General features: G+C 69.2%; 21 protein-coding genes. 17 read left to right on the forward strand and 4 right to left on the reverse strand.

Going from position 1 to position 23,676, the window contains the following annotated elements; all coding sequences use genetic code 11:
* Positions 1 to 7: 7 nt before the first annotated feature.
* Both ARC20_RS00245 and ARC20_RS00250 read left to right on the forward strand, forming a co-directional pair.
* Positions 8 to 1,024 (forward strand): glycosylasparaginase, encoded by a 1,017-nt coding sequence (locus tag ARC20_RS00245; RefSeq protein WP_057642566.1) that lies wholly within the window; start codon positions 8 to 10, stop codon positions 1,022 to 1,024.
* The gene (locus tag ARC20_RS00250) at positions 1,021 to 1,767 is read left to right on the forward strand and encodes a copper homeostasis protein CutC (RefSeq protein WP_057642570.1); all 747 of its coding nucleotides are present in this window, start codon (positions 1,021 to 1,023) and stop codon (positions 1,765 to 1,767) included. The genes ARC20_RS00245 and ARC20_RS00250 overlap by 4 nt, the downstream gene beginning before the upstream one ends.
* 10 nt (positions 1,768 to 1,777) lie before the next feature.
* Here the strand turns inward: ARC20_RS00250 and ARC20_RS00255 are convergent, their stop codons facing one another.
* Positions 1,778 to 2,869, reverse strand: coding sequence for a serine hydrolase domain-containing protein (locus tag ARC20_RS00255; RefSeq protein ID WP_057642571.1), 1,092 nt, complete (start codon positions 2,867 to 2,869; stop codon positions 1,778 to 1,780).
* A 141-nt stretch (positions 2,870 to 3,010) separates the two neighbouring features.
* On the opposite strand from ARC20_RS00255, the gene ARC20_RS00260 reads away from it, so the two are divergent.
* The 3 genes from ARC20_RS00260 (at position 3,011) to ARC20_RS00270 (ending at position 5,814) form a co-directional block, all read left to right on the forward strand.
* Positions 3,011 to 3,949 (forward strand): nucleoside hydrolase, encoded by a 939-nt coding sequence (locus ARC20_RS00260; RefSeq protein ID WP_057642574.1) that lies wholly within the window; start codon positions 3,011 to 3,013, stop codon positions 3,947 to 3,949.
* Between the two features lie 73 nt (positions 3,950 to 4,022).
* A complete protein-coding gene (locus tag ARC20_RS00265; RefSeq protein ID WP_057642577.1) occupies positions 4,023 to 4,265 on the forward strand; it encodes a type B 50S ribosomal protein L31 in 243 nt (80 codons plus the stop codon).
* Between the two features lie 259 nt (positions 4,266 to 4,524).
* Complete coding sequence (locus ARC20_RS00270; RefSeq protein WP_057642580.1) at positions 4,525 to 5,814, forward strand: citrate synthase; 1,290 nt, start codon at positions 4,525 to 4,527, stop codon at positions 5,812 to 5,814.
* 58 nt (positions 5,815 to 5,872) lie between these two features.
* On the opposite strand, the gene ARC20_RS18090 is transcribed toward ARC20_RS00270, so the two are convergent.
* The 3 genes from ARC20_RS18090 to ARC20_RS00285 form a co-directional block, all read right to left on the reverse strand.
* Positions 5,873 to 6,556, reverse strand: coding sequence for a hypothetical protein (locus ARC20_RS18090; RefSeq protein ID WP_181360162.1), 684 nt, complete (start codon positions 6,554 to 6,556; stop codon positions 5,873 to 5,875).
* Entirely contained in the window at positions 6,540 to 7,181 is a 642-nt protein-coding gene (locus ARC20_RS00280) for a hypothetical protein (protein ID WP_057642586.1), read from the reverse strand. The genes ARC20_RS18090 and ARC20_RS00280 overlap by 17 nt, the downstream gene beginning before the upstream one ends.
* A gap of 151 nt (positions 7,182 to 7,332) precedes the next feature.
* Positions 7,333 to 9,765, reverse strand: coding sequence for a penicillin-binding protein 1A (locus tag ARC20_RS00285; protein ID WP_057642590.1), 2,433 nt, complete (start codon positions 9,763 to 9,765; stop codon positions 7,333 to 7,335).
* Positions 9,766 to 10,005: 240 nt separating this feature from the next.
* Here ARC20_RS00285 and ARC20_RS00290 point away from each other — a divergent pair, with 240 nt between their 5' ends.
* The 12 genes from ARC20_RS00290 (at position 10,006) to ARC20_RS00345 (ending at position 23,455) form a co-directional block, all read left to right on the forward strand.
* Positions 10,006 to 11,064 (forward strand): pilus assembly protein PilM, encoded by a 1,059-nt coding sequence (locus ARC20_RS00290; protein ID WP_057642594.1) that lies wholly within the window; start codon positions 10,006 to 10,008, stop codon positions 11,062 to 11,064.
* Complete coding sequence (locus tag ARC20_RS00295; protein ID WP_057642597.1) at positions 11,064 to 11,828, forward strand: PilN domain-containing protein; 765 nt, start codon at positions 11,064 to 11,066, stop codon at positions 11,826 to 11,828. The genes ARC20_RS00290 and ARC20_RS00295 overlap by 1 nt, the downstream gene beginning before the upstream one ends.
* Positions 11,825 to 12,526 carry a type IV pilus inner membrane component PilO gene (locus ARC20_RS00300; protein WP_057642600.1) on the forward strand — a complete coding sequence of 234 codons (702 nt, stop codon included), beginning with the start codon at positions 11,825 to 11,827 and terminating at the stop codon, positions 12,524 to 12,526. Before ARC20_RS00295 ends, ARC20_RS00300 begins: the two co-directional genes overlap by 4 nt.
* Positions 12,523 to 13,056, forward strand: coding sequence for a pilus assembly protein PilP (locus ARC20_RS00305; RefSeq protein ID WP_057642602.1), 534 nt, complete (start codon positions 12,523 to 12,525; stop codon positions 13,054 to 13,056). Before ARC20_RS00300 ends, ARC20_RS00305 begins: the two co-directional genes overlap by 4 nt.
* A 19-nt stretch (positions 13,057 to 13,075) precedes the next feature.
* Positions 13,076 to 14,953, forward strand: coding sequence for a type IV pilus secretin PilQ (locus tag ARC20_RS00310; protein ID WP_057642605.1), 1,878 nt, complete (start codon positions 13,076 to 13,078; stop codon positions 14,951 to 14,953).
* Positions 14,954 to 15,123: 170 nt separating this feature from the next.
* Positions 15,124 to 16,143, forward strand: coding sequence for an AAA family ATPase (locus tag ARC20_RS00315; RefSeq protein ID WP_057642608.1), 1,020 nt, complete (start codon positions 15,124 to 15,126; stop codon positions 16,141 to 16,143).
* Positions 16,144 to 16,196: 53 nt separating this feature from the next.
* Positions 16,197 to 17,114 (forward strand): DUF58 domain-containing protein, encoded by a 918-nt coding sequence (locus ARC20_RS00320; RefSeq protein ID WP_057642612.1) that lies wholly within the window; start codon positions 16,197 to 16,199, stop codon positions 17,112 to 17,114.
* A complete protein-coding gene (locus tag ARC20_RS00325; protein WP_057642616.1) occupies positions 17,114 to 17,566 on the forward strand; it encodes a DUF4381 family protein in 453 nt (150 codons plus the stop codon). Before ARC20_RS00320 ends, ARC20_RS00325 begins: the two co-directional genes overlap by 1 nt.
* Complete coding sequence (locus tag ARC20_RS00330) at positions 17,563 to 18,570, forward strand: vWA domain-containing protein (RefSeq protein WP_057642618.1); 1,008 nt, start codon at positions 17,563 to 17,565, stop codon at positions 18,568 to 18,570. Before ARC20_RS00325 ends, ARC20_RS00330 begins: the two co-directional genes overlap by 4 nt.
* On the forward strand, positions 18,567 to 20,345 hold the full coding sequence (locus ARC20_RS00335) for a VWA domain-containing protein (protein ID WP_057642622.1): 1,779 nt from the start codon (positions 18,567 to 18,569) through the stop codon (positions 20,343 to 20,345). The genes ARC20_RS00330 and ARC20_RS00335 overlap by 4 nt, the downstream gene beginning before the upstream one ends.
* Positions 20,342 to 22,066: a BatD family protein gene (locus ARC20_RS00340; protein ID WP_057642626.1), complete on the forward strand. Its 1,725-nt coding sequence runs from the start codon at positions 20,342 to 20,344 to the stop codon at positions 22,064 to 22,066. The genes ARC20_RS00335 and ARC20_RS00340 overlap by 4 nt, the downstream gene beginning before the upstream one ends.
* Positions 22,067 to 22,165: 99 nt before the next feature.
* Positions 22,166 to 23,455: a dicarboxylate/amino acid:cation symporter gene (locus ARC20_RS00345; RefSeq protein WP_338062948.1), complete on the forward strand. Its 1,290-nt coding sequence runs from the start codon at positions 22,166 to 22,168 to the stop codon at positions 23,453 to 23,455.
* Positions 23,456 to 23,676: the final 221 nt, after the last annotated feature.

Raw genomic sequence — 23,676 nt, forward strand, 5'->3', positions numbered from 1 at the left:
GAGCCGCATGGCCACCCGACGTCGCTTCCTGCAATCCTCGCTGGCGGCCGGTGCCGCGCTCGCCCTGCCTGTCGCCGGCACCGCCGCGCCCGCATCTCCCCTCAAGGGCGCCCGCGTGGTCTCCACCTGGGATTTCGGCGTCGGTGCCAATGCCGCCGCCTGGAAGGTGTTGTCCGGCGGCGGCAGCGCGCTCGACGCGGTCGAAGCCGGCGCGCGCTGGGCCGAGAGCGACCTGTGCAATCCCACGGTCGGCCGGTGCGGCAATCCGGATCGCGATGGCGTGCTCACGCTCGATGCCAGCATCATGGCCGGCGACGGCCGCTGCGGCGCGGTCGCCGCGCTGGAAGATATCGACCACCCTGTTTCGGTGGCGCGCGCGGTGATGGAAAAGAGCCCGCACGTGATGCTGGTGGGCGAGGGCGCGCAGCAGTTCGCGCTGGCCAATGGCTTCCGCAAGACGCCGCTGCTGACCGACAGCGCACGCCAGGCCTGGCAGGAGTGGCTGAAGACTTCGCAATACGCGCCGCAGATCAATGCCGAACGCAGGCTGCGCCCCGGCGACAGCCACAACCATGACACCCTCGGGATCCTGGCGATGGACGCGCAGGGCCGCCTGGCCGGCGCGTGCACCACCAGCGGCATGGCGTGGAAGATGCATGGTCGCGTGGGCGACAGCCCGATCATCGGCGCGGGGCTGTACGTGGACCAGGAGGTCGGCGCGGCCACCGCCTCCGGCGTGGGCGAGGAAATGATCCGCAACGCCGCCAGTTTCCTGGTGGTGGAGCTGATGCGGCAGGGGCATTCGCCCGCGGATGCGTGTCGCGAAGCGATTGATCGGGTCGTGCGCAAGCGCCCGGAAGACAGCAAGCGGCTGCAGGTGTGCTTCCTGGCGCTGGGGCGCGATGGTCGCGTCGGCGCGTTCGCGCTGCATCGCGGTTTCGTTTATGCATTGCAGGACGGCGGCCCCGGCCCGCACGACGTCTTGCACGATGCCGGCTCGGTGTACACGACGGAGCAGAAGTGAGCGCTCGCGTGCGCCTGGAGATCGCGGCCGGTTCGCTGGCCTCGGCGCTCGCCGCGCAGGCGGGCGGCGCGGACCGCGTTGAATTGTGCGAGAACCTGGGCGAGGGCGGCTGCACGCCGTCCTACGGCACGCTCGCCGTGGCGCGCGATCGCCTGCGCATCCCGCTGCACGTGCTGATCCGCCCGCGGGGCGGTGATTTCCTCTACGGATCGGAAGAGATCGAGGTCATGCTGCGCGATGTCGAGCACTGTGCGCGGTTGGGGTGCGACGGCGTGGTGATCGGCGCGCTGGAAGCCAACGGCGCGGTGGACCTGCCGACCTGCGCCGCGTTGCGCGAAGCAGCGGGCGGCATGGCGTTGACCTTCCACCGGGCCATCGACGTCTGCAACGACCCTCTCGTCGCGCTGGAGGCGGCCATCGGCCTGGGTTGCTCGCGCGTACTCACCTCCGGCGGTGCGGATACCGCGCTGGCCGGTGCGCCGCGCATCGCCGCGATGGTGGCGCATGCGGCCGGGCGCATCCACGTGATGGCGGGCGCGGGCGTCGATGCGAGCAACGTGGCCGAATTGCTGGATGTCTCGCACGCGCATGAGGTGCATGCCTCGGCCGGCGCGACGCGGCGCTCTGCGATGTCGTATCGCGCCACGCTGGCAGGGCTGGTGCCGGATTGGCGCCAAACCGACGAATCCCGCGTGCGCGCGCTGTGCGCCGCGCTAGCCCAGCACGCCATGCGGACGGGCTGAGGCAGCGCACTCAAGGGCTGTTGCGCGATGCCGCGTGCAACGCCATCGCCATCTGCCGCAACTGTTCTTCGCTGCCCGCGCATGCATCGTTGCTGAGCAGGACGAAGCCCTCGCCCAGGTCGGGATACAGCACCATCTGGCTCGTCGTCCCGAAGCCACCGCCCCCGTGCCAGAGCATGCGCGCACCGTGGTCGCGGCCGAGGTGCCAGATCATGCCCTCGCCATCGTCACGCGTGCCGCGGATCGGCGCGTGCGCGCGCGCCACCACGGGGTCGCTTTCGTCGAGCTGCCACGCCAGGTAGCGGGCCATGTCGCGAGGCGTGGAATACAGACCGTAAGCCGCGCCGGCGCTGTCGTCATGGAATGGCTGCCGGTGGCCATGTCGGTTGTAGGGCGTGATCAAGCGCGCCTGCATCGCCGGTGTGGGCGCCAGCAGCGTCTCGGTCATCTCCAGCGGGCCGGTGATCTGCGTCGCCAGCAGTTGCGCGAAGCTCGCGTCCTGCACCTGCTCCAGCCCGTAGGCGATCACGCGGATGCCCAGGTTGGAATAGGCCTGCTGCTGGCCGGGCGGGTCGCGCAGCTTCACCTCGTGCAAGGCCTGCAGTGTGCGTGCGCGGTCATAGCCGAGGTTCAGGCGGGTGAGTTGTTCGCCGAGCCTGTCGTAGTCCGGATGCGTCAGCAGCGCATCGGTATCCGGCAGGTCCCTCTGCAGTCCTGAGGTGTGTGCGGCCAGCATGCGCAGGGTGATACCGGCGAGGTTGGGATAGGGCTCGGGCAGGTAGGCGCGGAAGTCGGCATCCAACGGGATCCTGTCGTCCTGCACCGCACGTGCCGCCAGCGCACCGGTGAAAGTCTTGGTCAGCGAGGCCAGCTCGTAGACGCTGTCCGGCGCGGGCAGCCGTGCCATGTCGCGGCGCACCGAACCGGCGGCGTAGTGCCGCACGCGGCCCTCGGAAATGGCGACTACCGACAGCCCTACATGGCACGGCTCGGCCACGTAGGCCGACGCGGCCTGCGCCGCGGCGCGATCCAGCGCATCGGCTGCCCGCGCATGCGGGACGGAGAAAGCAATGCATACCAGCAAGGCAGGGGCGATCCGCATGGGCGTCTTCCGGGCACGCGGATCGGCGACCCGCACTTGGCGCACTCTAGCGTGAGCGCGGCGGGCAAAGGCCACGACGCTTGCTTGGTTTGTCACCACATCGGTGACAGACTCGCCGGTCAGACCCAGAAGACAGACAAGATGAGCGAGAAGATTCCGCTGTTGATCGATACCGACCCGGGCGTGGACGACGCGCTGGCGTTGCTGATGGCCTTCAACGATGCGCGCCACGAGGTGATCGGCCTGACCATCGCCGCCGGCAACGTCGGCCTGGACCACACGGTGCGCAACGCGTTGAAGCTGTGCGAAATCGCGGGCCGCACGGACGTGCCGGTCTACGCGGGTTGTCCTGATCCGCTGCTGCATCCGGCGGTGGACGCCGCGCACGTGCACGGCATGGATGGTTTCGGCGACGTGGGCTATTCGCCGGCCACGCGCGGCGTGGAAGCCGAGCATGCGGCGCTGGCGATCCTGCGCCTGTCGCACGAGTACGCCGGCAAGTTGCTGCTGGTCGCGCTCGGCCCGCTCACGAACATCGCCGTGGCACTGAAGCTAGACCCGACGCTGCCGCAACGCGTGGGCCGTTTCCTGGTGATGGGCGGGGCGATCAACGGCCACGGCAACATCACCCCGCAGGCCGAATTCAACATCGCCTTCGACCCGGAAGCCGCGCACATCGTGTTCTCGGCCTTCCCGCATGTCGAAGTCGCCGACTGGGAGGCCACCGTCGCCCACGGCCTGCCGCACCGCGAAGTGGAGCAGTGGCTGGGTGCCGATTCGGATCGCGCGCGCTTCTACGATGAAATCTCGCGCAAGACGCGCCTGTGGTCCGAGGACAGCCGCGGCGAGCATTGGTACGCCGCCGATGCGCTGGCCATGGCCTGGGCGCTGGAGCCGGCCGGCGCCACCTGTGTCGAACAGCGCCCACTGCAGGTGGAGCTGGCGGGTACCCATACCCGCGGCGCCACCGTGGTGGACTGGAACCGCCAGCTGGGCCTGGCCGACAACGCCAGCCTGCTAATCGGCTACGACCAGGCCCGTTTCGAAGGGCTGGTGCGCGGCGCCCTGGCCGCCCGATAAGTGTTGGTTGCGTGACGAGGGCGGCATGGCTATAATGCCGCTCTTGTCCAGCAGCCCCTTACGGTGCGAGCCCATGAAGGCCGACATCCATCCGAACTACCGCGACGTCGTTTTCCACGACGTGACTTCCGATTTCAAGATCCTGACCCGCTCGACCATGGCCTCGAAAGAGACCGTGAAGTGGGAAGACGGCCAGGAGTATCCGCTGGTCAAGGTCGAAATCTCCTCGGCTTCGCACCCGTTCTATACGGGCAAGCACAAGGTCATCGACACCAGCGGCCGCATCGACAAGTTCCAGAAGCGCTACGCGCGCTGATCCGTCGATCCGGCGCCCGTCCGCGGGCGTGAAAAACCGATCCAGGCGACGGCCGCGCGCAGGCGCGGCCGTCGCTTTTGCGCTTTCTGGCGACTGGCTGCAACGCAACGTTGCGGGCCCGTGTTCGACTTCAGTCTGAGTTCCGCACCTATGCTGCTGTGCGATAATGGTGGGTATCCAAGGGAATATTTCCTTGGACAGCCATCAATGCCCGCGCGGCCCCACCGTGCAGGCGAACCATACTGTGAGGAGCGACACTGTGTCCGATCTTGATCAGGTCACGCTCAACGCCGGCGACAAGTCGGTAGTTTTGCCGGTACTCAAGCCCACCCTGGGCAACGACTGCGTCGACATTTCCAAGCTGACCAAGGAAACGGGTCTTTTCACCTACGACTCGGGCTTCACCGCCACCGCCAGCTGCAAGTCGGCCATCACCTACATCGACGGTGACAACGGCGTGCTGCTGTACCGCGGCTACCCGATCGAGCAGCTGGCCCAGCACTCGAACTTCCTGGAAGTCTCGTACCTGCTGATGAACGGCGAACTGCCGAACAAGGAAGAGTTCTCCAAGTTCGAGCACGAGGTCACGCATCACACGATGATGCATGAGTCGCTGAAGTCGTTCCTCAAGGGCTTCCACTACGACGCGCACCCGATGGCCATGCTGGCCGCCTCGGTCGCCTCGCTGTCGGCCTTCTACCACGACAACCTCGACCTCAACGATCCGGAGCAGCGCCGCCAGGCCGCGATCCGCCTGATCGCCAAGATGCCGACGCTGGCCGCGGCCGCCTACCGTTACTCGGTCGGCCAGCCGATCCGCTATCCGCGCAACAACCTCGAGTACGTCAACCGCTTCCTGCACATGATGTTCGAGGTGCCGAGCGAGCCGCTGGAAATGAACCCGGTCGTGGCCAAGGCCATGGACCTGCTGTTCATCCTGCACGCCGACCACGAGCAGAACGCCTCGACCTCGACCGTGCGCCTGGTCGGTTCGACCGGTGCCAACCCGTATGCCTCGGTGGCCGCGGGCATCACCGCGCTGTGGGGTCCGGCCCACGGCGGTGCGAACGAAGCCGTGCTGAAGATGCTGGAAGAAATCGGCGATGCGAAGAACGTCGAGTCCGCCGTGGCCAAGGCCAAGGACAAGAACTCGAGCTTCCGCCTGATGGGCTTCGGCCACCGCGTCTACAAGAACTTCGACCCGCGCGCGAAGATCATCCGCGAGATGACCCACAAGGTGCTCGGCGAGCTGGGCGTGAACGACCCGCTGCTGGAAGTGGCGCTGAAGCTGGAAGAGGCCGCGCTGAAGGACGACTACTTCGTGCAGCGCAAGCTGTACCCGAACGTCGACTTCTACTCGGGCATCATCTACAAGGCGCTCAACATCCCGGTGGAAATGTTCACCGTCATGTTCGCCATCGCCCGTACCTCCGGCTGGGTGTCGCATTGGCTGGAGCAGCAGGTCGATCCGGAAATGAAGATCGGCCGTCCGCGCCAGATCTACACCGGCTACGACGTGCGCGATTACAAGGCGAAGGACAAGCGCTGAGCGCTTGCCGCAGTCTTGTCGCAAAAAGGGCCCCGAAAGGGGCCTTTTTTGTTGTCCGCTATCCGCCGCCGGGTGGGGTTTCCATCAATTGCGACAGGGTATTCGCAAGCTGGCGTGCCGCTGGGGAGTCCTGTCGAAGGCGTGCCGCGTAGAGGCCGTCCACACAGGCTTCCAGCACGACTGGCGGTAGTCGCCCTGCAGCGTCCGTATCAGTGACGGGCGCCGCCCATAGCGCCGGCACGCGCCAGTCGCGCCTGAGGCCATCCAATTGCTCGCGAGCGAACCTGCGGGGGCGGACGATCATTGTGTCCGCGCTGCCGGCCCGTTGCATGGGAGCGCCTGGCGCGAGGCGCAGCGCCGGGTCGTGGGTCGCGGTGACCCAGGCGAAGTCATTGCCGATATCGATGACGGCCCGCCAGGCGCTTCCGTCGCCGCGAGGAAGAAGTGCGGTATAGCGTTCGCGCGGAAGCGCCGGGTCGTGGCCGCAGCGGGCGGCAAGCCCATCTCCGATGCCGCCGACATGGCCATCGCGTAGCCACTGGCGGGAGGCCCATGTCGAGACGTCCATGCCGCCCGGGGGCAGATCGACCCACGGACCTCGCGGCGCGCTGGCAGCCTCCCTGCTGCGCGTTTGAGCGGCCAAAGCTACCGCGCCCGCCAGCACGAGGACGCACAGCCAGATGCCCACGAGGCGGTGCTCGATGCGGCCGCGCGGCGAGCCACCCTCAACCGGTGTAGCCAAGGATCTCCTCCTGCGCGAGCAGCTCGCGCAGCTGCGCGGCCGAGGCGCGCGGCATCGGCTTTTCGTCCACCTGCGAGAGCGGCGCCTGGCGCAGCGCGTCGAACGGCAGCACCACCAGGTCGAAGGTCAGGTCTTCGGCACTGAACAGCCATACCGGGAAATCGTCGGCGCGCTCGCGGTCCAGCCGCAGCCGGCGCGTGCGCACTTCGGCGGGGATGCGGTGTTCTTCCAGGAACCGGGCCACGGCTTCCGGATCGTCGCTGTGCAGCTGCAGCTGCACCGGTGCGTTGGCGTCCGCCGTGCCGTCCAGCACCGGGCCGGCCAGGCGCGGGGAAAAGGGGTTGAGGAACTCCAGCGCCCGCAGCGCGGCCTCGCGACGCTGGCGCAGGCCTTCGGCGTGCTGGGGGCCGGCGAACAATCGCTGGTATTCCCGAAGCGCCTCTTCGATCTCGCGGTTGCGCGGCAGCGAGGCGTCGTCGTGGATGCCGAGCCGGTTGGCCGCCTTGAGCTTGGCCTGGTGGAAATCGCGGATGCCGCCCTCGGCCATCAGGCGCGCGGCTTCGTGTGCTAGGCGGTGGCGGCGTTCCCGGGTGCGCGTCTCGGCGTGCTGGCGGGCGTGGTGCATGGCCGTCTCCCCCGTGGCTGGAACCGGCTTCGAATGTAGCGCATCGGCGTGAAGATTGTGGGGCGGGACGAAGACAGGGCGATCGTCGTGCCGAAACGCCAAGGGGCGCCCGAAGGCGCCCCTTGGCGAGGTCCAGTGCGGGGATCGCGCGTCAGAAGATATCGAACGCCTTGTCGTCCGCCTGCTGGTCCTGCAGGCCGTAGTCGTAGTCCTGCAGGCGGTCCATGTCCTCGTTCTTGACCCACTCCACCGCGCCGTTGATCGTCGCCTGGGTCATGCCGTCCGGCGGGTCGTTGGCGGTGATCGGGGCATCCTTCAGCGCCACGCGCATGTAGTCGATCCAGATCGGCAGCGCCGCCTTGCCGCCGTACTCGCGGTAGCCCAGCGACTTGAAGTCGTCGCGGCCGACCCACACGGTCGTCGCCAGCGGGCCGCCGAAGCCGGAGAACCAGGCGTCGCGGTGGTCGTTGGTCGAGCCGGTCTTGCCGCCCACGTCCTCGCGGCCGAGCACCTTGGCCGCGGTGCCGGTGCCGCGCTGGACCACGTCGCGCATCATCGACACCAGCTGGTAGGCGGTGCGCTCGTCGATGGCACGCGGGGCGATCTTGGCGTCGGTGGCGGTGGGCGCCGGGATGATCTGGGCGGCCGGCTTCTCCGCGCCGGACACCGGCTTGGGCGGCTGCGCGGGCGCGGCGGCGCCGAAATTGAAGCCATCCACCACCTGGCTCACCGGCGCGGCGTTGCCACCGTTGGTAGCGCAGGTGCGGCAGGCCACGGCCGGGTTCTCCTTGAACAGCACGGTGCCGTCGCGGTCGCGGACCTCGTCGATGATCCACGGGTCCACGCGCGAGCCGCCGTTGGCGAACACCGCGTAGCCGCGCGCCACCGACAGCGGCGTCAGCGAGGCGGTGCCCAGCGACATCGACAGGTTCGGCGGCAGCTCGGCCTGGTCAAAGCCGAACTGCGCGATGTACTGGCGGGCGAAGTCCACGCCGATGGCGTCGAGCAGGCGCACCGAGACCAAGTTGCGCGACTGCACCAGCGCCTCGCGCAGGCGCATCGGGCCCTTGAAGCCGCCGCCGTCGTTCTGCGGCGACCAAGTCTTGCCGCGGCGGTCGCGGAACACCACCGGGGCGTCGAGCACGATCGAGGCCGGGTTGAAGCCCTTCTCGAACGCGGCCGCGTAGACGAACGGCTTGAAGCTCGAACCCGGCTGGCGGCGCGCCTGGGTGGCGCGGTTGAACTTGTTGCCGGCGAAGCTGAAGCCGCCGACCATCGCGCGCAGGGCGCCGTTGTTGGCATCCAGCGAGACCAGCGCGGACTGGCCGCGCGGGATCTGGTCGATGATCCACTCGCCGTCCTTCTCGCCGGCGCGCACGCGCACGATGTCGCCGCGCTTGAGCAGGGCGGCCGGGGTCTTGTTGGCCCAGCGGGTGGCGGCGGCCGGCAGGCTGAGCTCGCTGCGGTCGGACAGCACCACCTTGGCCCCGCCATCCGGCAGGGTGGCCGAGACGATCGCCGGGCGCAGGCCCGACTGGGTCACGATCCCGGACAGGTGCCCGGCCAGCGTCGCCGCATCGGCGTCGGCAGCCACGTCGACATGCTGCTCCACGCCGTGCCAGCCGTGGCGGTGGTCGTAGAGGATCAGGCCATCGCGCACGGCCACGTCGGCGGCCTGCTGCAGGTTGGCATCGATGGTGGTGGTGACCCGGTAGCCCTTGTCCAGCACCTCGCCGCCATAGCGGGCGATCATTTCCTGGCGCACCAGCTCGGCCACGTAGGGGGCGTAGACCTCCACCGGCGGCTCGTGCGGCTTGGCGTGCATGGGCACGGCCTTGGCCGCGTCGGCCTCGGCCTGGCTGATGAAGCCCAGGTCGGCCATGCGCTGCAGGACGTAGTAGTCGCGGCGCTCGCGGGCGCGCTCGGGGTTGCTGATCGGGTTGCCGCTGGACGGGAACTTCGGGATGCCGGCCAGCGAGGCCATCTCGTCCAGGCTCAGCTCGCCCAGCTTCTTGCCGTAGTAGTACTCGGCCGCGGCGCCCACGCCATAGGCGCGGTTACCGAAGAAGCTCTTGTTGAGGTACAGCTCGAAGATCTCGTCCTTGCTCAGCTCGCTCTCGATCTTGCGCGCCAGCAGGATCTCGTTGAGCTTGCGCGTGTAGCTGTATTCCGAGCTCAGGAAGAACTGGCGGGCGACCTGCTGGGTGATGGTCGAGCCACCCGGCACGCGCTTGTCGTCGGTGGTGGCCAGCAGCCAGACCGCGCGCGCGATGCCCTTGTAGTCGACGCCGCCGTGCTCGTAGAAGCGCGCATCCTCGGTGGCGAGGAAGGCCTGCTTGAGCCGCTCGGGGACGTCCGACATCTGGATCGGATAGCGCCGCGCCTGCCCGTAGACCGCCATCAGCCGGCCGTCGCTGGCATAGACGTACATGGGCTCCTGCATCTCGACCTGGCGCAGGGACTGCACGTCCGGCAGGCGAGAGGACAGGGTGTAGTAGACCCCGCCGGCGGCCACGAGGCCGAGCAGGGCAAGCACGACGAACCCGGCCAGGATCCAGCCCAGCCAACGACGAAAACGGGGCATCAAGCAGATTCCGATTGCAGATTTCTTGGCCGCAGAGTATAGATTACGCGGGTCTGGCTGGGGCCGGACTCGGGGAACGCAATTGGGGAACCCCCTCGCCGGGCAGGCATGGGGTAGGCACGGGGCAGGCGTGACGGGCTTCTCGGCTTTCGCGCGGGGTGGTTGCCAATTGCAAAAAACTAATTATTAATGCGCGGGCGCACGAAGCGCGTCCAAGTGCCCGTCGGCAGGGGAGTTTCCGTGGGGCTTATTCCCAAGAGTCAGTCGCCGCTCATTGGCGTCGACATCAGTTCGACTGCGGTAAAGCTTTTGCAGCTTTCCCGCAGCGGCAACCGTTTCCGCGTGGAGCATTACGCGGTCGAACCTCTTCCGCCCAATGCGGTGGTGGAGAAGAACATCGTCGAGGTCGAGGCGGTGGGCGAAGCCATTCGTCGCGCCATGAACCGCTCCGGCAGCAAGGCCAAGAACGCCGCGGCTGCCGTGGCGGGTTCGGCCGTGATCACCAAGCTGATCCCGATGCCGGCGGACCTGGACGAGAACGACATGGAGGCCCAGGTCGAACTGGAGGCCACCAACTACATTCCGTACCCGATCGAGGAAGTGAACCTCGATTTCGAGGTGCTCGGCCCGATCCCGAACAACCCGGAGATGGTCCAGGTCCTGTTGGCCGCCTCGCGTTCGGAGAACGTCGAGCTGCGCCAGTCGGCGCTGGAGCTCGGCGGGCTGACGGCCAAGGTGATGGACGTGGAGGCCTTCGCGGTCGAAAACGCCTTCGCCCTGCTGGCCAGCGAGCTGCCGGTGCCGCATGACGGCCTGGTCGCCCTGGTCGACATCGGCGCCACCATGACCACGCTCAACGTGATCCGCGGTGGCCGCAGCCTCTACAGCCGCGAGCAGGTGTTCGGCGGCAAGCAGCTCACCGACGAGGTCATGCGCCGCTACGGCCTGACCTACGAGGAAGCCGGCATGGCCAAGCGCCAGGGCGGGCTGCCGGAGAGCTACGAGGTCGAGGTGCTGGAGCCGTTCAAGGAAGCCACTGTCCAGCAGATCAGCCGACTGCTGCAGTTCTTCTACGCCGGCAGTGAATTCAACCGGGTCGACTGCGTCGTCCTGGCGGGCGGTTGCGCGGCGCTGGCCGGGCTGCCGGAGATGGTCGAAGAGCAGCTGGGCGTGACCACCGTGGTCGCCAACCCGCTGTCGCAGATGACCCTCGGTCCCAAGGTGCAGGCGCAGGCGCTGCAACTCGACGCCCCGGCGCTGATGATCGCCACCGGCCTGGCCCTGAGGAGCTTCGACTGATGGCCAGAATCAACCTATTGCCCTGGCGCGCCGAGCGCCGCAAGCAGCGCGAACGCGAGTTCTTCGGCATGCTCGGCTTCGCCGCCGTGGCCGGCGTGCTGCTGTCGCTGCTGATCTGGTTCTACTTCGACCGTCAGGTCAGCGGCCAGGAGGAGCGCAACAAGTTCCTCACCGCCGAGATCGAGAAGGTCAAGGCGCAGAACCGCGAAATCGAGGAGCTGGACAAGAAGAAGGAGCGCCTGCTCGCCCGCAAGCGCGTGATCGAGGAACTGCAGGCCAACCGCTCGCAGATGGTGCACCTGTTCGATTCGCTGGTGCGCACCATCCCCGACGGCGTGGTGCTGACCTCGCTCAAGCAGGAAGGCGAGGTGCTCACGCTGGAGGGCCGTTCGCAGTCCAACGCCCGCGTCAGTACCTACATGCGCAACCTCGAAAGCTCGGGCTGGATGACCAATCCGGACCTGTCGATCATCGAGGCCAAGGCGCAGGAGAAGGACAAGAACCAGAAGGTCGCCGCCAGCGTCGATTCCAAGGCGCTGCCGTATGTCTTCAGGCTGAAGGTCAAGCTGGCCAATCCCAACGAGCCGAACAAGGATGGCACCGGCAACCCGGCCGAACAGGGCCCGGGTAGCGCGGCGGCCGACCAGGCTGCCTCCACGCCGGCGGCCCCCGCCGATGCGAAGGGCGCGGCCGACAAGCCGGCCAACAACACGGCGCCGGCAGCGGCTCCGGCGGCCAAACCGCAGGCGGGAGCGGCGTCATGAGCAAGAAATTCAGCATTAACGACCTCGATTTCCGCAACATGGGCGCCTGGCCGCAGCAGGCCAAGGTGGTGTTCTGCGTGATCCTGTCGCTGTTGATCCTGGTCGTGGCGTACTTCGCCTTGATCAGCAGCAAGCGCGAGGAACTGCAGAACCTGGAGGCCAAGGAAACGGGCCTGCGCCAGGAATTCGAGAAGGAGCAGGGCCGCGCGGTCAACCTGGAGCCGCTCAAGCAGCAGCTCGCGCAGATGGAGCAGGTGCTGCAGCAGATGCTGCGCCAGCTGCCCAGCAAGACCGAAATGCCGGACCTGATCATCGACATCTCGCAGACCGCGCTGTCCAGCGGCCTGAACAACGAGTTGTTCCAGCCCGGCGCGGAAACCCCGCGTGAGTTCTACGCCGAGAAGCCGATCGCCCTGCGCATGGTGGGCAGCTACCACCAGTTCGGCGCCTTCGTCAGTGGCGTGGCCTCGCTGCCGCGCGTGGTGATCCTCACCATGCACGACATCAACCTCAAGCCCAAGGATCCGAAGACCGGCATCACGATGCGCGGTGCCCTGGAGCTGGCCGGTACGGTCAAGACCTACCGTTACCTGGACGATGAGGAAATGGCCGCGCAGGAGAAGGCCGCCGCCGAGGCTGCCAAGAAGGACAACAAGAAGAACAAGAAGGGCAAGAAGAAGGGCGAGGCCAAAGAATGAACATGACGACCTATAAGCGTCTGTCGTGCCTGGCCTTGGTGCTGCTGCTGGCCGGTTGCGGCCGCGGCATCACCAGCACGCCCGGCGAGGCGCCCAACCTGAAGAGCTTTGTCGCCGAAGTGCGCGCCCGGCCGGCTCCGCCGCTGGATCCGCTGCCGGTGATGCAGCAGTTCGAGACGTTCGAGTACGCCGCACAAGGCATGCGCGATCCGTTCTCCGACGCCTGGACCAACCCGGAAGGCGGCAACGGCCTGCGTCCGGACCCGAACCGCCGCAAGGAACCGCTGGAAGCCTTCCCGCTCGACAGCCTCGACATGCTCGGGAGCATCGGCAAGGGCCCTGGCCTGGTTGCGCTGGTGATGGCGCCGGACAAGGTGACGTACCGGGTTCGCCCGGGCGTGTACCTGGGACAGAGCGATGGTCGGGTAACGGGAGTATCCGAGGATCGCATCGATTTGATTGAACTGGTGCCGGATGGTGCCGGTGGTTGGCTGGAACGTCCGGCCGCCATCGCACTTGACGATCAATGATTGATTAGGGGATAGCACGATGACTTTTTCCAAAGCCCTGAGCCTGCGTCCCATCCGGCGCCAAGCGATCCGGGCGTGCGCGATGGGGTTCGCGCTCGCACTGGCTAGCGGCTCTTCCTTCGCGGCCCCGCTGGGCGCCGCGGACCTGAACGCCCACGACCCGGCCAAGACCGTACCGGCCACCGTGGCGGTCTCGAAGATCGACTTCAAGCGCGGCGAAGACGGCGCAGGCCGCCTGATCCTGCAGTTCAACGGCCAGGGCGCCAGCCCCGACCTGCGGACCCAGGGCAACACCGTGCTGGTGGATGTCGGCAACGCGAGCCTGCCGGCCGAGTTGCAGCGTCCGCTCAACGTCACCGACTTCGCCACGCCGGTGCAGCGCATCGACGCCAAGCCGTCCGGTGCCGGTGCCCAGCTGGTGCTGAGCACCACCGGTGCGTTCGAGTCGCTGGCCTACCAGACCGGCAACGAGTACGTGGTGGAGATCAGCCCGCGCAAGGGCACCGCCGCCATGGGCGCCCCGACCGCCGCCAGCGTGACCCAGGCCGCGGCCGTGGTCGCCAAGCGCGGCTACAGCGGCCGCCCGGTCACCTTCAACTTCCAGGACGTGCCGGTGCGCACGGTGCTGCAGCTGATCGCCGAGGAATCCAACCTCAACGTGGTCGCCTCCGACACCGTGCAGGGCAACGTCACCCTGCGCCTGGTCAACGTGCCGTGGGACCAGGCGCTGGACATCGTCCTGCGCGCCAAGGGCCTGGACAAGCGTCGCGACGGCGGCGTGATCTGGGTGGCCCCGCAGGCCGAGCTGGCCAAGTTCGAGCAGGACAAGGAAGACGCGCGCATCGCCATCGAGAACCGCGAAGACCTGATCACGGACTACATCCAGATCAACTACCACTCCGCGACCGCGATCTTCAAGGCGCTGACCGAGGCCAAGGGCATCGGCGGCAACGGCGGTGGCGGTGGTGGCGGCCAGAACCAGGAGAACGGGTTCCTGTCGCCGCGCGGCCGCGTCGTCGCCGACGAGCGCACCAACACCCTGATGATCAGCGACATCCCGAAGAAGGTGTCGCAGATGCGCGAGCTGATCGACCACATCGACCGCCCGGTCGACCAGGTGCTGATCGAAGGCCGCATCGTCATCGCCACCGACACCTTCGCCCGCGACCTGGGTGCGAAGTTCGGCATCGGCGGCACGCGCACCTACGGTGACAACGTCGCCACCATCGGCAGCGGCACCACCGGTGGCCTGAACAACGCGACCCGCGGCCTCAACGTGAACCTGCCGGCCGGCTCGTTCACCAACCCGGGTGCGGCCGGTGCGCCGAGCCTGGCGTACACCCTGCTGGGCGCGAACTTCAACCTGGACCTGGAGCTGTCGGCCCTGCAGGAAGAAGGCCGCGGCGAAGTCATCTCCAACCCGCGCATCGTCACCGCCAACCAGCGCGAGGGCGTGATCAAGCAGGGTAAGGAAATCGGCTACGTCACCATCACCGGTGGCACCTCCGGTACCGCCGCCACCCCGAACGTCCAGTTCAAGGAAGTGCTGCTCGAGCTGAAGGTCACCCCGACCATCACCAACGACAACCGCGTCTTCCTCAACATGAACGTGAAGAAGGACGAGGTGGACGAGTACATCGAGCTGGAAGGCTACGGCACCGTCCCGACCATCAACCGCCGCGAAATCAATACCGCGGTGCTGGTGGAAGATGGCCAGACCGTGGTGATCGGTGGCGTGTACGAGTTCACCGACCGCTCCAGCGTCAGCAAGGTCCCGTTCCTGGGCGACATCCCCTTCCTGGGCAACCTGTTCAAGAAGCGTGGTCGCAGCAAGGACAAGGCCGAGCTGCTGATCTTCGTCACCCCGAAGGTGCTGCGCGTGGCCAAGGGCGCCTGAGTCCCCGCGCCCCGCTGATATATAAGAGTAAGAGGCCGCCTCAGGGCGGCCTCTCTTTTGCGCGTGAAAGCGGCATGAAGCCTTGCCGCGGGATGACCGCTCCGTCATCACCGGCGAACCAGGCCGCGCCGCGGTGAACCAATCGACGCCCGATAGGTCAAACTCGGCCTATGAACGCACCGCCCCTGCCGCACGAGACCCCCGGCGAGACCGCCGACACTTCCGCCCTGCATGCCGCCTTCATCGGCCTGCGCGACGCGCTGTCCGCGCGCATCGTCGGCCAGTCGCACCTGGTCGAGCGCCTGCTGATCGCCCTGCTCGCCGACGGCCACCTGCTGGTGGAAGGCGCGCCCGGCCTGGCCAAGACCACCGCGATCCGCGCCCTGGCCGCCCGGCTGGAGACGGACTTCGCCCGCGTCCAGTTCACCCCCGACCTGCTGCCCGCCGACCTCACCGGCACCGAGATCTGGCGCCCGCAGGAAGGCCGCTTCGAATTCGTGCCCGGCCCGATCTTCCACCCGATCCTGCTCGCCGACGAGATCAACCGCGCACCGGCCAAGGTGCAGTCCGCGCTGCTGGAAGCGATGGGCGAGCGCCAGGTGACGGTGGGCCGCCACACCTACGCGCTGCCGTCGCTGTTCCTGGTGATGGCCACGCAGAACCCGATCGAGCAGGAAGGCACCTTCCCGCTGCCCGAAGCCCAGCTCGACCGCTTCCTGATGCACGTGCGCATCGGCTACCCGCAGGCCGATGCCGAAGCGGAGATCCTGCGCCTGGCCCGCGAATCCGCGCGCGATGCGCTGGCCACGCCCGATGCCGTGCCCGAGCGGCTGTCGGTGGAGACCGTGATGGCCGCGCGTCGCGCCGTGCTCGACCTGCACCTGGCGCCGACGCTGGAGCGCTACCTCATCGAACTGGTGCTCGCCTCGCGCGACGCCCGCCGCTACGACGCCGCGCTCGCGCAGCGCATCGCCTGGGGCGCGAGCCCGCGCGGCTCCATCGCGCTGGAACGCTGCGCACGCGCGCGCGCCTGGCTGGCGGGCCGCGATTACGTCACGCCCGACGACGTTCGCGCCGTCGCCCCGGACGTCCTGCGCCACCGTATCCTGCCCAGCTACGAGGCCACCGCCGAAGGCTGGGATGGCGAGCGCCTGGTGCACGCGCTGCTGGACAAGGTGCCGCTGCCATGAGCCCGCGCCTGCCGCGCGCCATGATGCCGGCCCCGCGCCGCTGAGGGTCGCGCTTGTCCGTCACTTCCGTTCCCGCGCCGGCCACCCAGGGCGACGGCCTGCGGCCCACGCTGGCCGAGCTGATTGCGCTGCGTGGCACCAGCCGCCATCGCGCTGCGCCCTCGCGTGGCCGCCTGGGCATCACCGGGCCCGCCCCTTCGGCCTTGCGCGGGCGCGGCATGGAGTACGCCGAATCGCGTGAGTACGTGGTTGGCGACGACGCCCGGCATATCGACTGGCGGCTCACCGCACGCAGCGGGCGGGCGCATACCAAGCTGTTCCAGGCGGAGCGCGAACGCCTCAGCCTGATCGTCGCCGATACCGCGCCCACGCTGTATTTCGGCACCCGCGTACGCTTCAAGTCCGTGCAGGCCGCGCGCGCCGCCGCGGTCGCGGCATGGCAGGCGCAGCGGCAGGGCGATCGCGTCGCCGCGCTGCGTGGCAGCTTGCGCGAAGCGCCGGTGGCGCCTGCCGGCGGTGCGCGCGGCGTGCTGCGCGTGCTCGATGCGCTCACGCGCTGGTACGCGCAGCCGCCGGCCGATGATGCCGGCTTGCCCTTGGCGCTGGATCACGCCGCGCGCCTGTTGCGCCCGGGCGCGCGCCTGAGCGTGTTCGCCGATCCGCACAGCGCCGCCGCCATTCCGCTGACCCGCTGGTCCGCGCTCGCGTTGCATCACGAGGTCGTGCTGGTGCTGCTGGTCGATCCGCTCGAACTTTCGCCTCCCGCCGCGCAGTTGCCTTTCCTCAGTGGCGAGCGGCGCATCGAACTCGACCTGGCCGGTCGCAGCGCCCGCGAAGGTTGGGAAGCCGAGTTCCTGGCGCCGCTGCAGCGCCTGCAGGACGAACTGCCGGCGCGTCGCGTCGCGGTACGCGTGCTGCGTACCGACGAGAGCAGCGACGCCTGGCTCGGCGCCGGCATGGGAGCGCGCTGATGTCGCCGGCCGAACTGCCGTTGCGTGACGTCCACCTGCCGCCGCCGCCGGGCTGGTGGCCGCCGGCGCCAGGCTGGTGGTGGGTGGCGGGCGCGCTGCTCCTGCTGGTGCTGGCCGTGTTCTTCTTCGTGCGACGTCGTCGCGCGCGCCTGCGTCGTTGGGAGCGCCTGTTCGATACCGACAGCGCGGCCGACGACAACGCCGCACGCATCGCCGCGATGTCCGTGCTGCTGCGGCGCGCGGCGCGTCGCCTCGATCCGGCCGCCGACACGCTGCAGGGCGATGCATGGCTGCATTGGCTCGATGGCCGCAAGGGCACGGAATTCTCGCAGGGCGCCGGTCGCCTGCTGCTCGACGGCGGTTTCCGCCCGCGCATCGAAGACGCCGAGCTCGCCGCCCTCGCGCCGCTCGCCCGCCGGCGTTTCCTCCAGCTGATGGCGGGCCGCCGATGACCGGCCTCGATACCGCCGCCTGGCTGCAGGCGTTCTCCGAATCCGCGTGGCCGTGGGCGTGGTGGCTGCTGCCGTTGCCGCTGCTCATCGCGCTGCTGCCGGCGCTGGCCAGCCGCGCGGCCGCCTTGCGCGTGCCGTACGGCGATGCGCTGCGCGGCATCGCCAGCGACAGCGCGCATCGCCCCGTGTGGCGGCGCACGCCGTGGCTGCTGTGGGGCGCGTGGATCTGCCTGTGCGCCGCGCTCACGCGCCCGCAGGAACTCGGCCAGCCGGTCACGCCGCCACACCAGGCGCGGCAGATGATGCTCGCGGTCGACCTCTCGGCCAGCATGACCGAGCCTGACATGCAGATCGGCGGGCAGGTGGTCGATCGCCTCACCGCCGCCAAGGCCGTGCTCGCCGACTTCCTCGACCGCCGCCAAGGGGATCGCGTCGGCCTGCTGGTGTTCGCCGAGCGGGCCTATGCGCTGACGCCGCTCACCGCCGACCTCGCCACCGTGCGCGACCAGCTGCGCGACGCCGTGGTCGGCCTGGCCGGCCGGCAGACCGCCATCGGCGATGCGCTGGCGCTGTCGGTCAAGCGCCTGCGCGAACAGCCGCTGGGCCAGCGCGTGGTCATCCTGCTCACCGACGGCGAAAGCAACGCCGGCAGCATCACCCCGGAGAAGGCGGCCGACCTCGCCGCCGCCACCGGCGTGCGCGTGCACACCATCGCCTTCGGGGGCGCGGGCGGCTATTCGCTGTTCGGCATCCCGCTGCCGGGCGGTGGCGACGAGATCGACGAAACCGCGCTGCGGCAGATCGCCAGCAAGACCGGTGGTCGCTTCTTCCGCGCGCGCGACGCCGACGAACTGGCCGGCATCTATGCCGAGCTCGACCGCCTCGAACCGGTGGCCGCGGCCGGTGTGGCGGTGCGCCCGCGCATCGAGCGCTATCCCGGCCCGCTGCTGCTCGCGCTGCTGCTGGTGCTGCTGCACTTCGCCTGGCCGTGGAGGGCGCGATGAACGACTACGGCGCCCTGTGGCAGGCCTTCCATTTCCTGCGCCCGCACGTGCTGTGGGCGTTGCTGGCGGTGCCGGTGCTCGCGGTGCTGTGGCGCTTGCGCCTGCGCCGCGCCGATGCGTGGCGCGCGAACGTGGATGCGCACCTGCTGCCCGCGCTGCTGGTGGCAGGCGGGCGCGCGTCCTGGCTGTCGTTTGCTGCCGGCCTGCTCGCCTGCGTGCTCGGCGTGATCGCGTTGGCCGGGCCGAGCTGGCGCCAGGACGAACAGCCGATGTTCCGCACGCACGCGCCGCTGGTGATCGCGCTGGACCTGTCCTCGCGCATCCTGGCCGCGGACCTGCCGCCGTCGCGCCTGCTGCAGGCGCGCGCCAAGCTGGCCGACCTGCTGCGCGAACGTCGCGCCGGCGAAGTGGCGCTGCTCGCCTATGCCGGCGACAGCTTCACCGTCGCTCCGCTCACCGACGACGCCGGCAACGTCGCGCTGTTCCTTGATGCGCTCGATCCCTCGGTGATGCCGGTGGGCGGCCAGCGCGGCGATCGCGCCATCGCCGCGGCGGTGAAGCTGCTGCAGCAGGCCGAGTTCGCGCATGGCGACATCCTGCTGCTCACCGACCGCGCCGACGCGGCCGCGCGTACCCAGGCCGCGCAGGCGAGGGCGGCCGGCTATCGCGTGTCCGTGCTGGGGCTAGGCACGCCGCAGGGCGCGGCCTATCGCGAGGACAACGGCAACATCGCCCAGGCACGCCTGGAAGAAGGCAGCCTGGAAGGCCTCGCGCGCAGCGGTGGCGGCAGCTACGCACGCCTGCGGCAGGGCGACGACGACCTGCGCGCGTTGGGCGTGCTCGACCCGAACCGCACCGACAAGGCCGGCGGCGAGGAGACGGGCGGCCTGCAGTGGCGCGATGAAGGCTATTGGTTGTTGCCGCTGGTGATGCTGTTGCTGTTGCCCGCGTTCCGGCGCCGTGGCGCGTTGCTGGTGCTCGCCTTGTGCATCACGCCGGTCCTGGTGCCGGTGGCACGCGCGGCCGAGGGTACGCCGTGGCGGCGCGCCGACCAGGTCGAACAGCAGCAGCTGAAGACCGGTGTCGATGCGTATCGCCGGGGCGATTTCGCCGCCGCGCAGAAGCAGTTCGAAGGCATCGACAGCGACCAGGGCTGGTACAACCTCGGCAACGCGCTCGCGCGCCAAGGCCGTTACGACGACGCCATCGCCGCCTACGACAAGGCATTGGCGAAGCATCCGCGGATGGAAGACGCGGTGGCCAACCGCGCCGCCGTCGATGCCGCGCGCAAGCGCAACAACGGCGGCCACGACGACGACGGCGGCAAGGGACAGGGCCAGCAGGGTTCGTCCAACCAGAACAACGCCGGCCAGCCGAAGCCAGGACAGCAGCAGCCGGGGCAATCCTCGCCCTCCTCGCAGGGCTCGCAAGGCAACAACGCGGGCAAGGACCCGGCGCAGGCGCAGCAGCAGGACAAGCCTTCGCCTTCGCCCGGCCAGCAGGACGGCAAGCAGGACGCGCCGCAGCCGGCCGACCGCCAGGGCCAGCAGCAGGCCGACGCCGCGCAGCGCGAGCGCATGCGCCAGGCCATGGCGCAGCAGCAAGGCCAGGACCCGCAACAGGCGCAGCAGGTGCGCGGCGATGAAACCCCGCAGCAGCGCGAGGAGCGGCAGGCGCTGGAAGCCTGGATGCGCCGCGTCCCCGACGATCCGGGCAGCCTGCTGCGCACCAAGTTCCGGCTGGAGCAGGAACGCCGGCAAAGAGAGCAACCATGAGCGTACGTCCGATCTCCACCGCCGCGCTGGTCGTGGTCCTGTTGCTGGCCACGTTTGCCGCGCCGTTGCAGGCCGCCACGCGCGCCTGGCTCGACCGCGACCAGGTCACGGGCGGCATGCCGGTCACGCTCAACATCGAAACCGACCAGCTCACCGCCGGGCCGGACTACGCGCCGCTGCGCGCCGACTTCGGCGTTGGCGCGCAGCGCAGCAGCCGGCAGCTGCAGAGCATCAACGGCACGATGACCGCCAGTACGCGCTTCGCCGTCGTGCTGACGCCGCGGCGCAGCGGCGCGCTGGTCGTGCCGGCGCTGCGCGTGGGCGGGGAGAACACCGCGCCGATCCGGCTGACCGTCGCCGATGGCGCCACGGCCACCGGCAGCGCCGATGCCGCCGCCGCGACACCCGCGCGCGGGGACGAGCCGGTATTCGTCGAAACCCGCGTGGACGACACCCAGCCCTACGTACAGCAGAGCGTGGGCGTGGTGGTGCGGCTGTACTACGCCACGCAGCTGGCGGCCGGCTCGCTGGAACTGGATGCGCCTTCGGGGGCCTCGCTGCAGCAGATCGGCGACGACGGCAATTCCGTGCAGACGATCAACGGCCGCCCGTACAACGTCGCCGAGCGGCGCTACTTGCTCGTGCCCGAGCGCAGCGGCGCGCTGGTGCTGCCGGGCGCGCGCTTCAGCGGCCGCGTGGTCGGCGGCTTCTTCGATGACTATTTCGGGCGCGGCAATGGCGAGCTCAGCGCCCGCAGCACCGCGACCACGCTGCAGGTGCGCCCGCAGCCCGACCAGGCCCCGCAACCCTGGCTGCCGCTGCGCGACCTGCAGCTGCGGTATGTCGCCACGCCGCAACGCGCGGTGGCCGGCGAGGCCGTGCAGGTAGTGGTCGAAGCGACCGCCGCCGGCGCCACGCGCGCGCAGTTCCCTGACCTGGTGCTGCCGCCGGTGAGCGGCGCGCAGGTGTTCCCGGAGCCGGCGCAATACGACGAGCGTTTCGTCGGCGGCTCGCCGCAGCTGAAGATGACGCGGCGCTTCTCCCTCGTGCCCAACCAGGCCGGCACGCTGCAGGTCGCCGGCCCGCGCGTGGATTGGTGGGACGTGCGCGCCGGTGCGGCACGCAGTGCCACCTTGCCGGACCTCACGCTCGAGGTGGCCCCCGGCAGCGGCGCGTTCGCGCGGCAGGCGCCGCCGGTTGCCGCGCCGAACCCGGCCGTGGCCACGCCGGCGGCCGATGCGCCGATGGTCGTGCGCGCGCCGTGGCCATGGAAGATCGCCGTCGTCGTGCTCGCCGTGCTGTGGCTGGGGACGATGGGCGTGACCGCCTGGCTGTGGCGTCGTGGCGGGCGTTCGTTGCCGCCGCCGCCGGCTTCCGGATTCCCGGGCGGCGAGGCGGCCCCTGCCGCCAGGCGCCCGACGCTGGTCGAACTGCGCCGCGTGCTCGACCAGGGCGGGCTGGACGAAGTCGCGCAGTGCCTGTGCGCGATGGCGGGCGTGAGCGAACTGGACGAGGTCCAGGCGAAGCTGGCGTCCGCCGCGCAGCGCGACGCGATCGCCGCCTTGCAGCGCGCCCGCTGGGCGGGCGAGGGCGACGTGGTGCAGGCGCGCCAACGCCTGCGCGAGGCGTTCCGGCAGGGGCCGCAATGGCGCGACGCCGCCGCCGCGCGTCCATCGGAACTGCCGCCGTTGTATCCGGACGCCGGCCCGCGCCCGCGCTGAATCGCGCCGACGCCGCATCGATGCACCCGCGGGGCGGACGCCGCGGGGAGGTCGCCTGTTAAAGTCGCGTTTTCGTTGCGCAACAGACAGGAGCCGCCGATGACGACGACCCCGAACCGGTCCGAACCCACCCGCCCCGCGATGCCGCTGCACTGGAAGATGGGCATCGGCTTCGCCGTGGGCCTGCTGGCCGGGCTGGCGATCCACTTCGCCGTCGGGGGCGACGCGGCCTGGGTGGCGGGTTTCACCCGCTACGTCACCACGCCGTTCTCGCAGTTGTTCCTCAACCTGATCTTCATGCTGATCGTCCCGCTGCTGTTCTCGGCGCTGGTGATGGGCGTGGCGGACATGGGCGACATCCGCGCGCTGGGCCGCATCGGCTGGCGCACGCTGGCCTACACGGTGATCCTGTCGGGCATCGCGGTGCTGCTGGGCCTGGTGCTGGTCAACCTGCTCAAGCCCGGCGCGGGCGTGGACCCGCAACTGGCCGCGCAGCTGCTGCAGGCCAATGCCGAGCGCAGCAAGGAAATCGTCGAGGGCGCCGCGGGCCAGCCGCAGGGCATGGACATGCTGATGTCCATCGTGCCGAGCAATGTCATCGCGGCGGCGTCGAGCAATGGCGCAATTCTGTCGCTGATGTTCTTCGCGGTGATGTTCGGCGTGGGCATGGTGTTGAGCGATGAAGAGAAGGTTTCGACGTTGCGCAAGGCGATCGAGGGCATCTTCGAGATCTCCATGACGCTGATCGGCCTGGTGATCCGCCTGGCGCCGTACGCGGTGGCCTGCTTCATGTTCAACCTGGCCGCGTTGTTCGGCCTGGACCTGCTGGTGAAGCTCGGCGCATACGTGGGCGTGGTGGTGCTGGCGCTGGGCCTGCACATGGTGGTGACGTATGGCCTGGCGGTGCGTTTTGCCGGCCGCTCGCCGCTGCAGTTTTTCCGCGAGACGCAGCCGGCCACGCTGATGGCTTTTTCCACCGCGTCGAGCAACGCCACGTTGCCCACGGCGCTGCGCGTGGCCGACAGCATGGGCCTGCCGCAGCGCGTGTCGCGCTTCGTGCTGACGGTGGGCGCCACGGCGAACCAGAACGGCACGGCCTTGTTCGAAGGCGTGACGGTGATTTTCCTGGCGCAGTTCTTCGGCGTGGACCTGAGCATCGGCCAGCAGTTCATGGTGATGCTGGTGTGCATCCTGGGCGGCATTGGCACGGCGGGCGTGCCGTCGGGTTCGTTGCCGGTGGTGGCGCTGATCTGCGCGATGGTGGGGGTGAATCCGGTGGGGATCGGGTTGATCCTGGGTGTGAACCACTTCCTGGACATGTGCCGGACGGCGCTCAATGTGACGGGGGATTTGGCGCTGACTACGTTGGTGGCGAAGGGCGAGAAGTAAGGGGTTTTTCGTTGGGGCGGTGGTTGGTGCCGACTTACGGTGCGGGCACCGACCGGGCGGGTATGGTCGTCACGGCTCGGGCGAACATCCTGTTCGACTCTCGCGGCTAATCCCGCTATGCGGGCTTAGCCCCCAAAGTTTGCTGCGCAAACTTCGGGCCCCAGCTTCTGCCTTGCCTATCCCCCGCAGCTTCGCCGCGCCCCCCTTAACACTCGTTCCTT

The organism is Stenotrophomonas panacihumi, assembly GCF_001431645.1.
Lineage (GTDB): Bacteria > Pseudomonadota > Gammaproteobacteria > Xanthomonadales > Xanthomonadaceae > Stenotrophomonas_A > Stenotrophomonas_A panacihumi.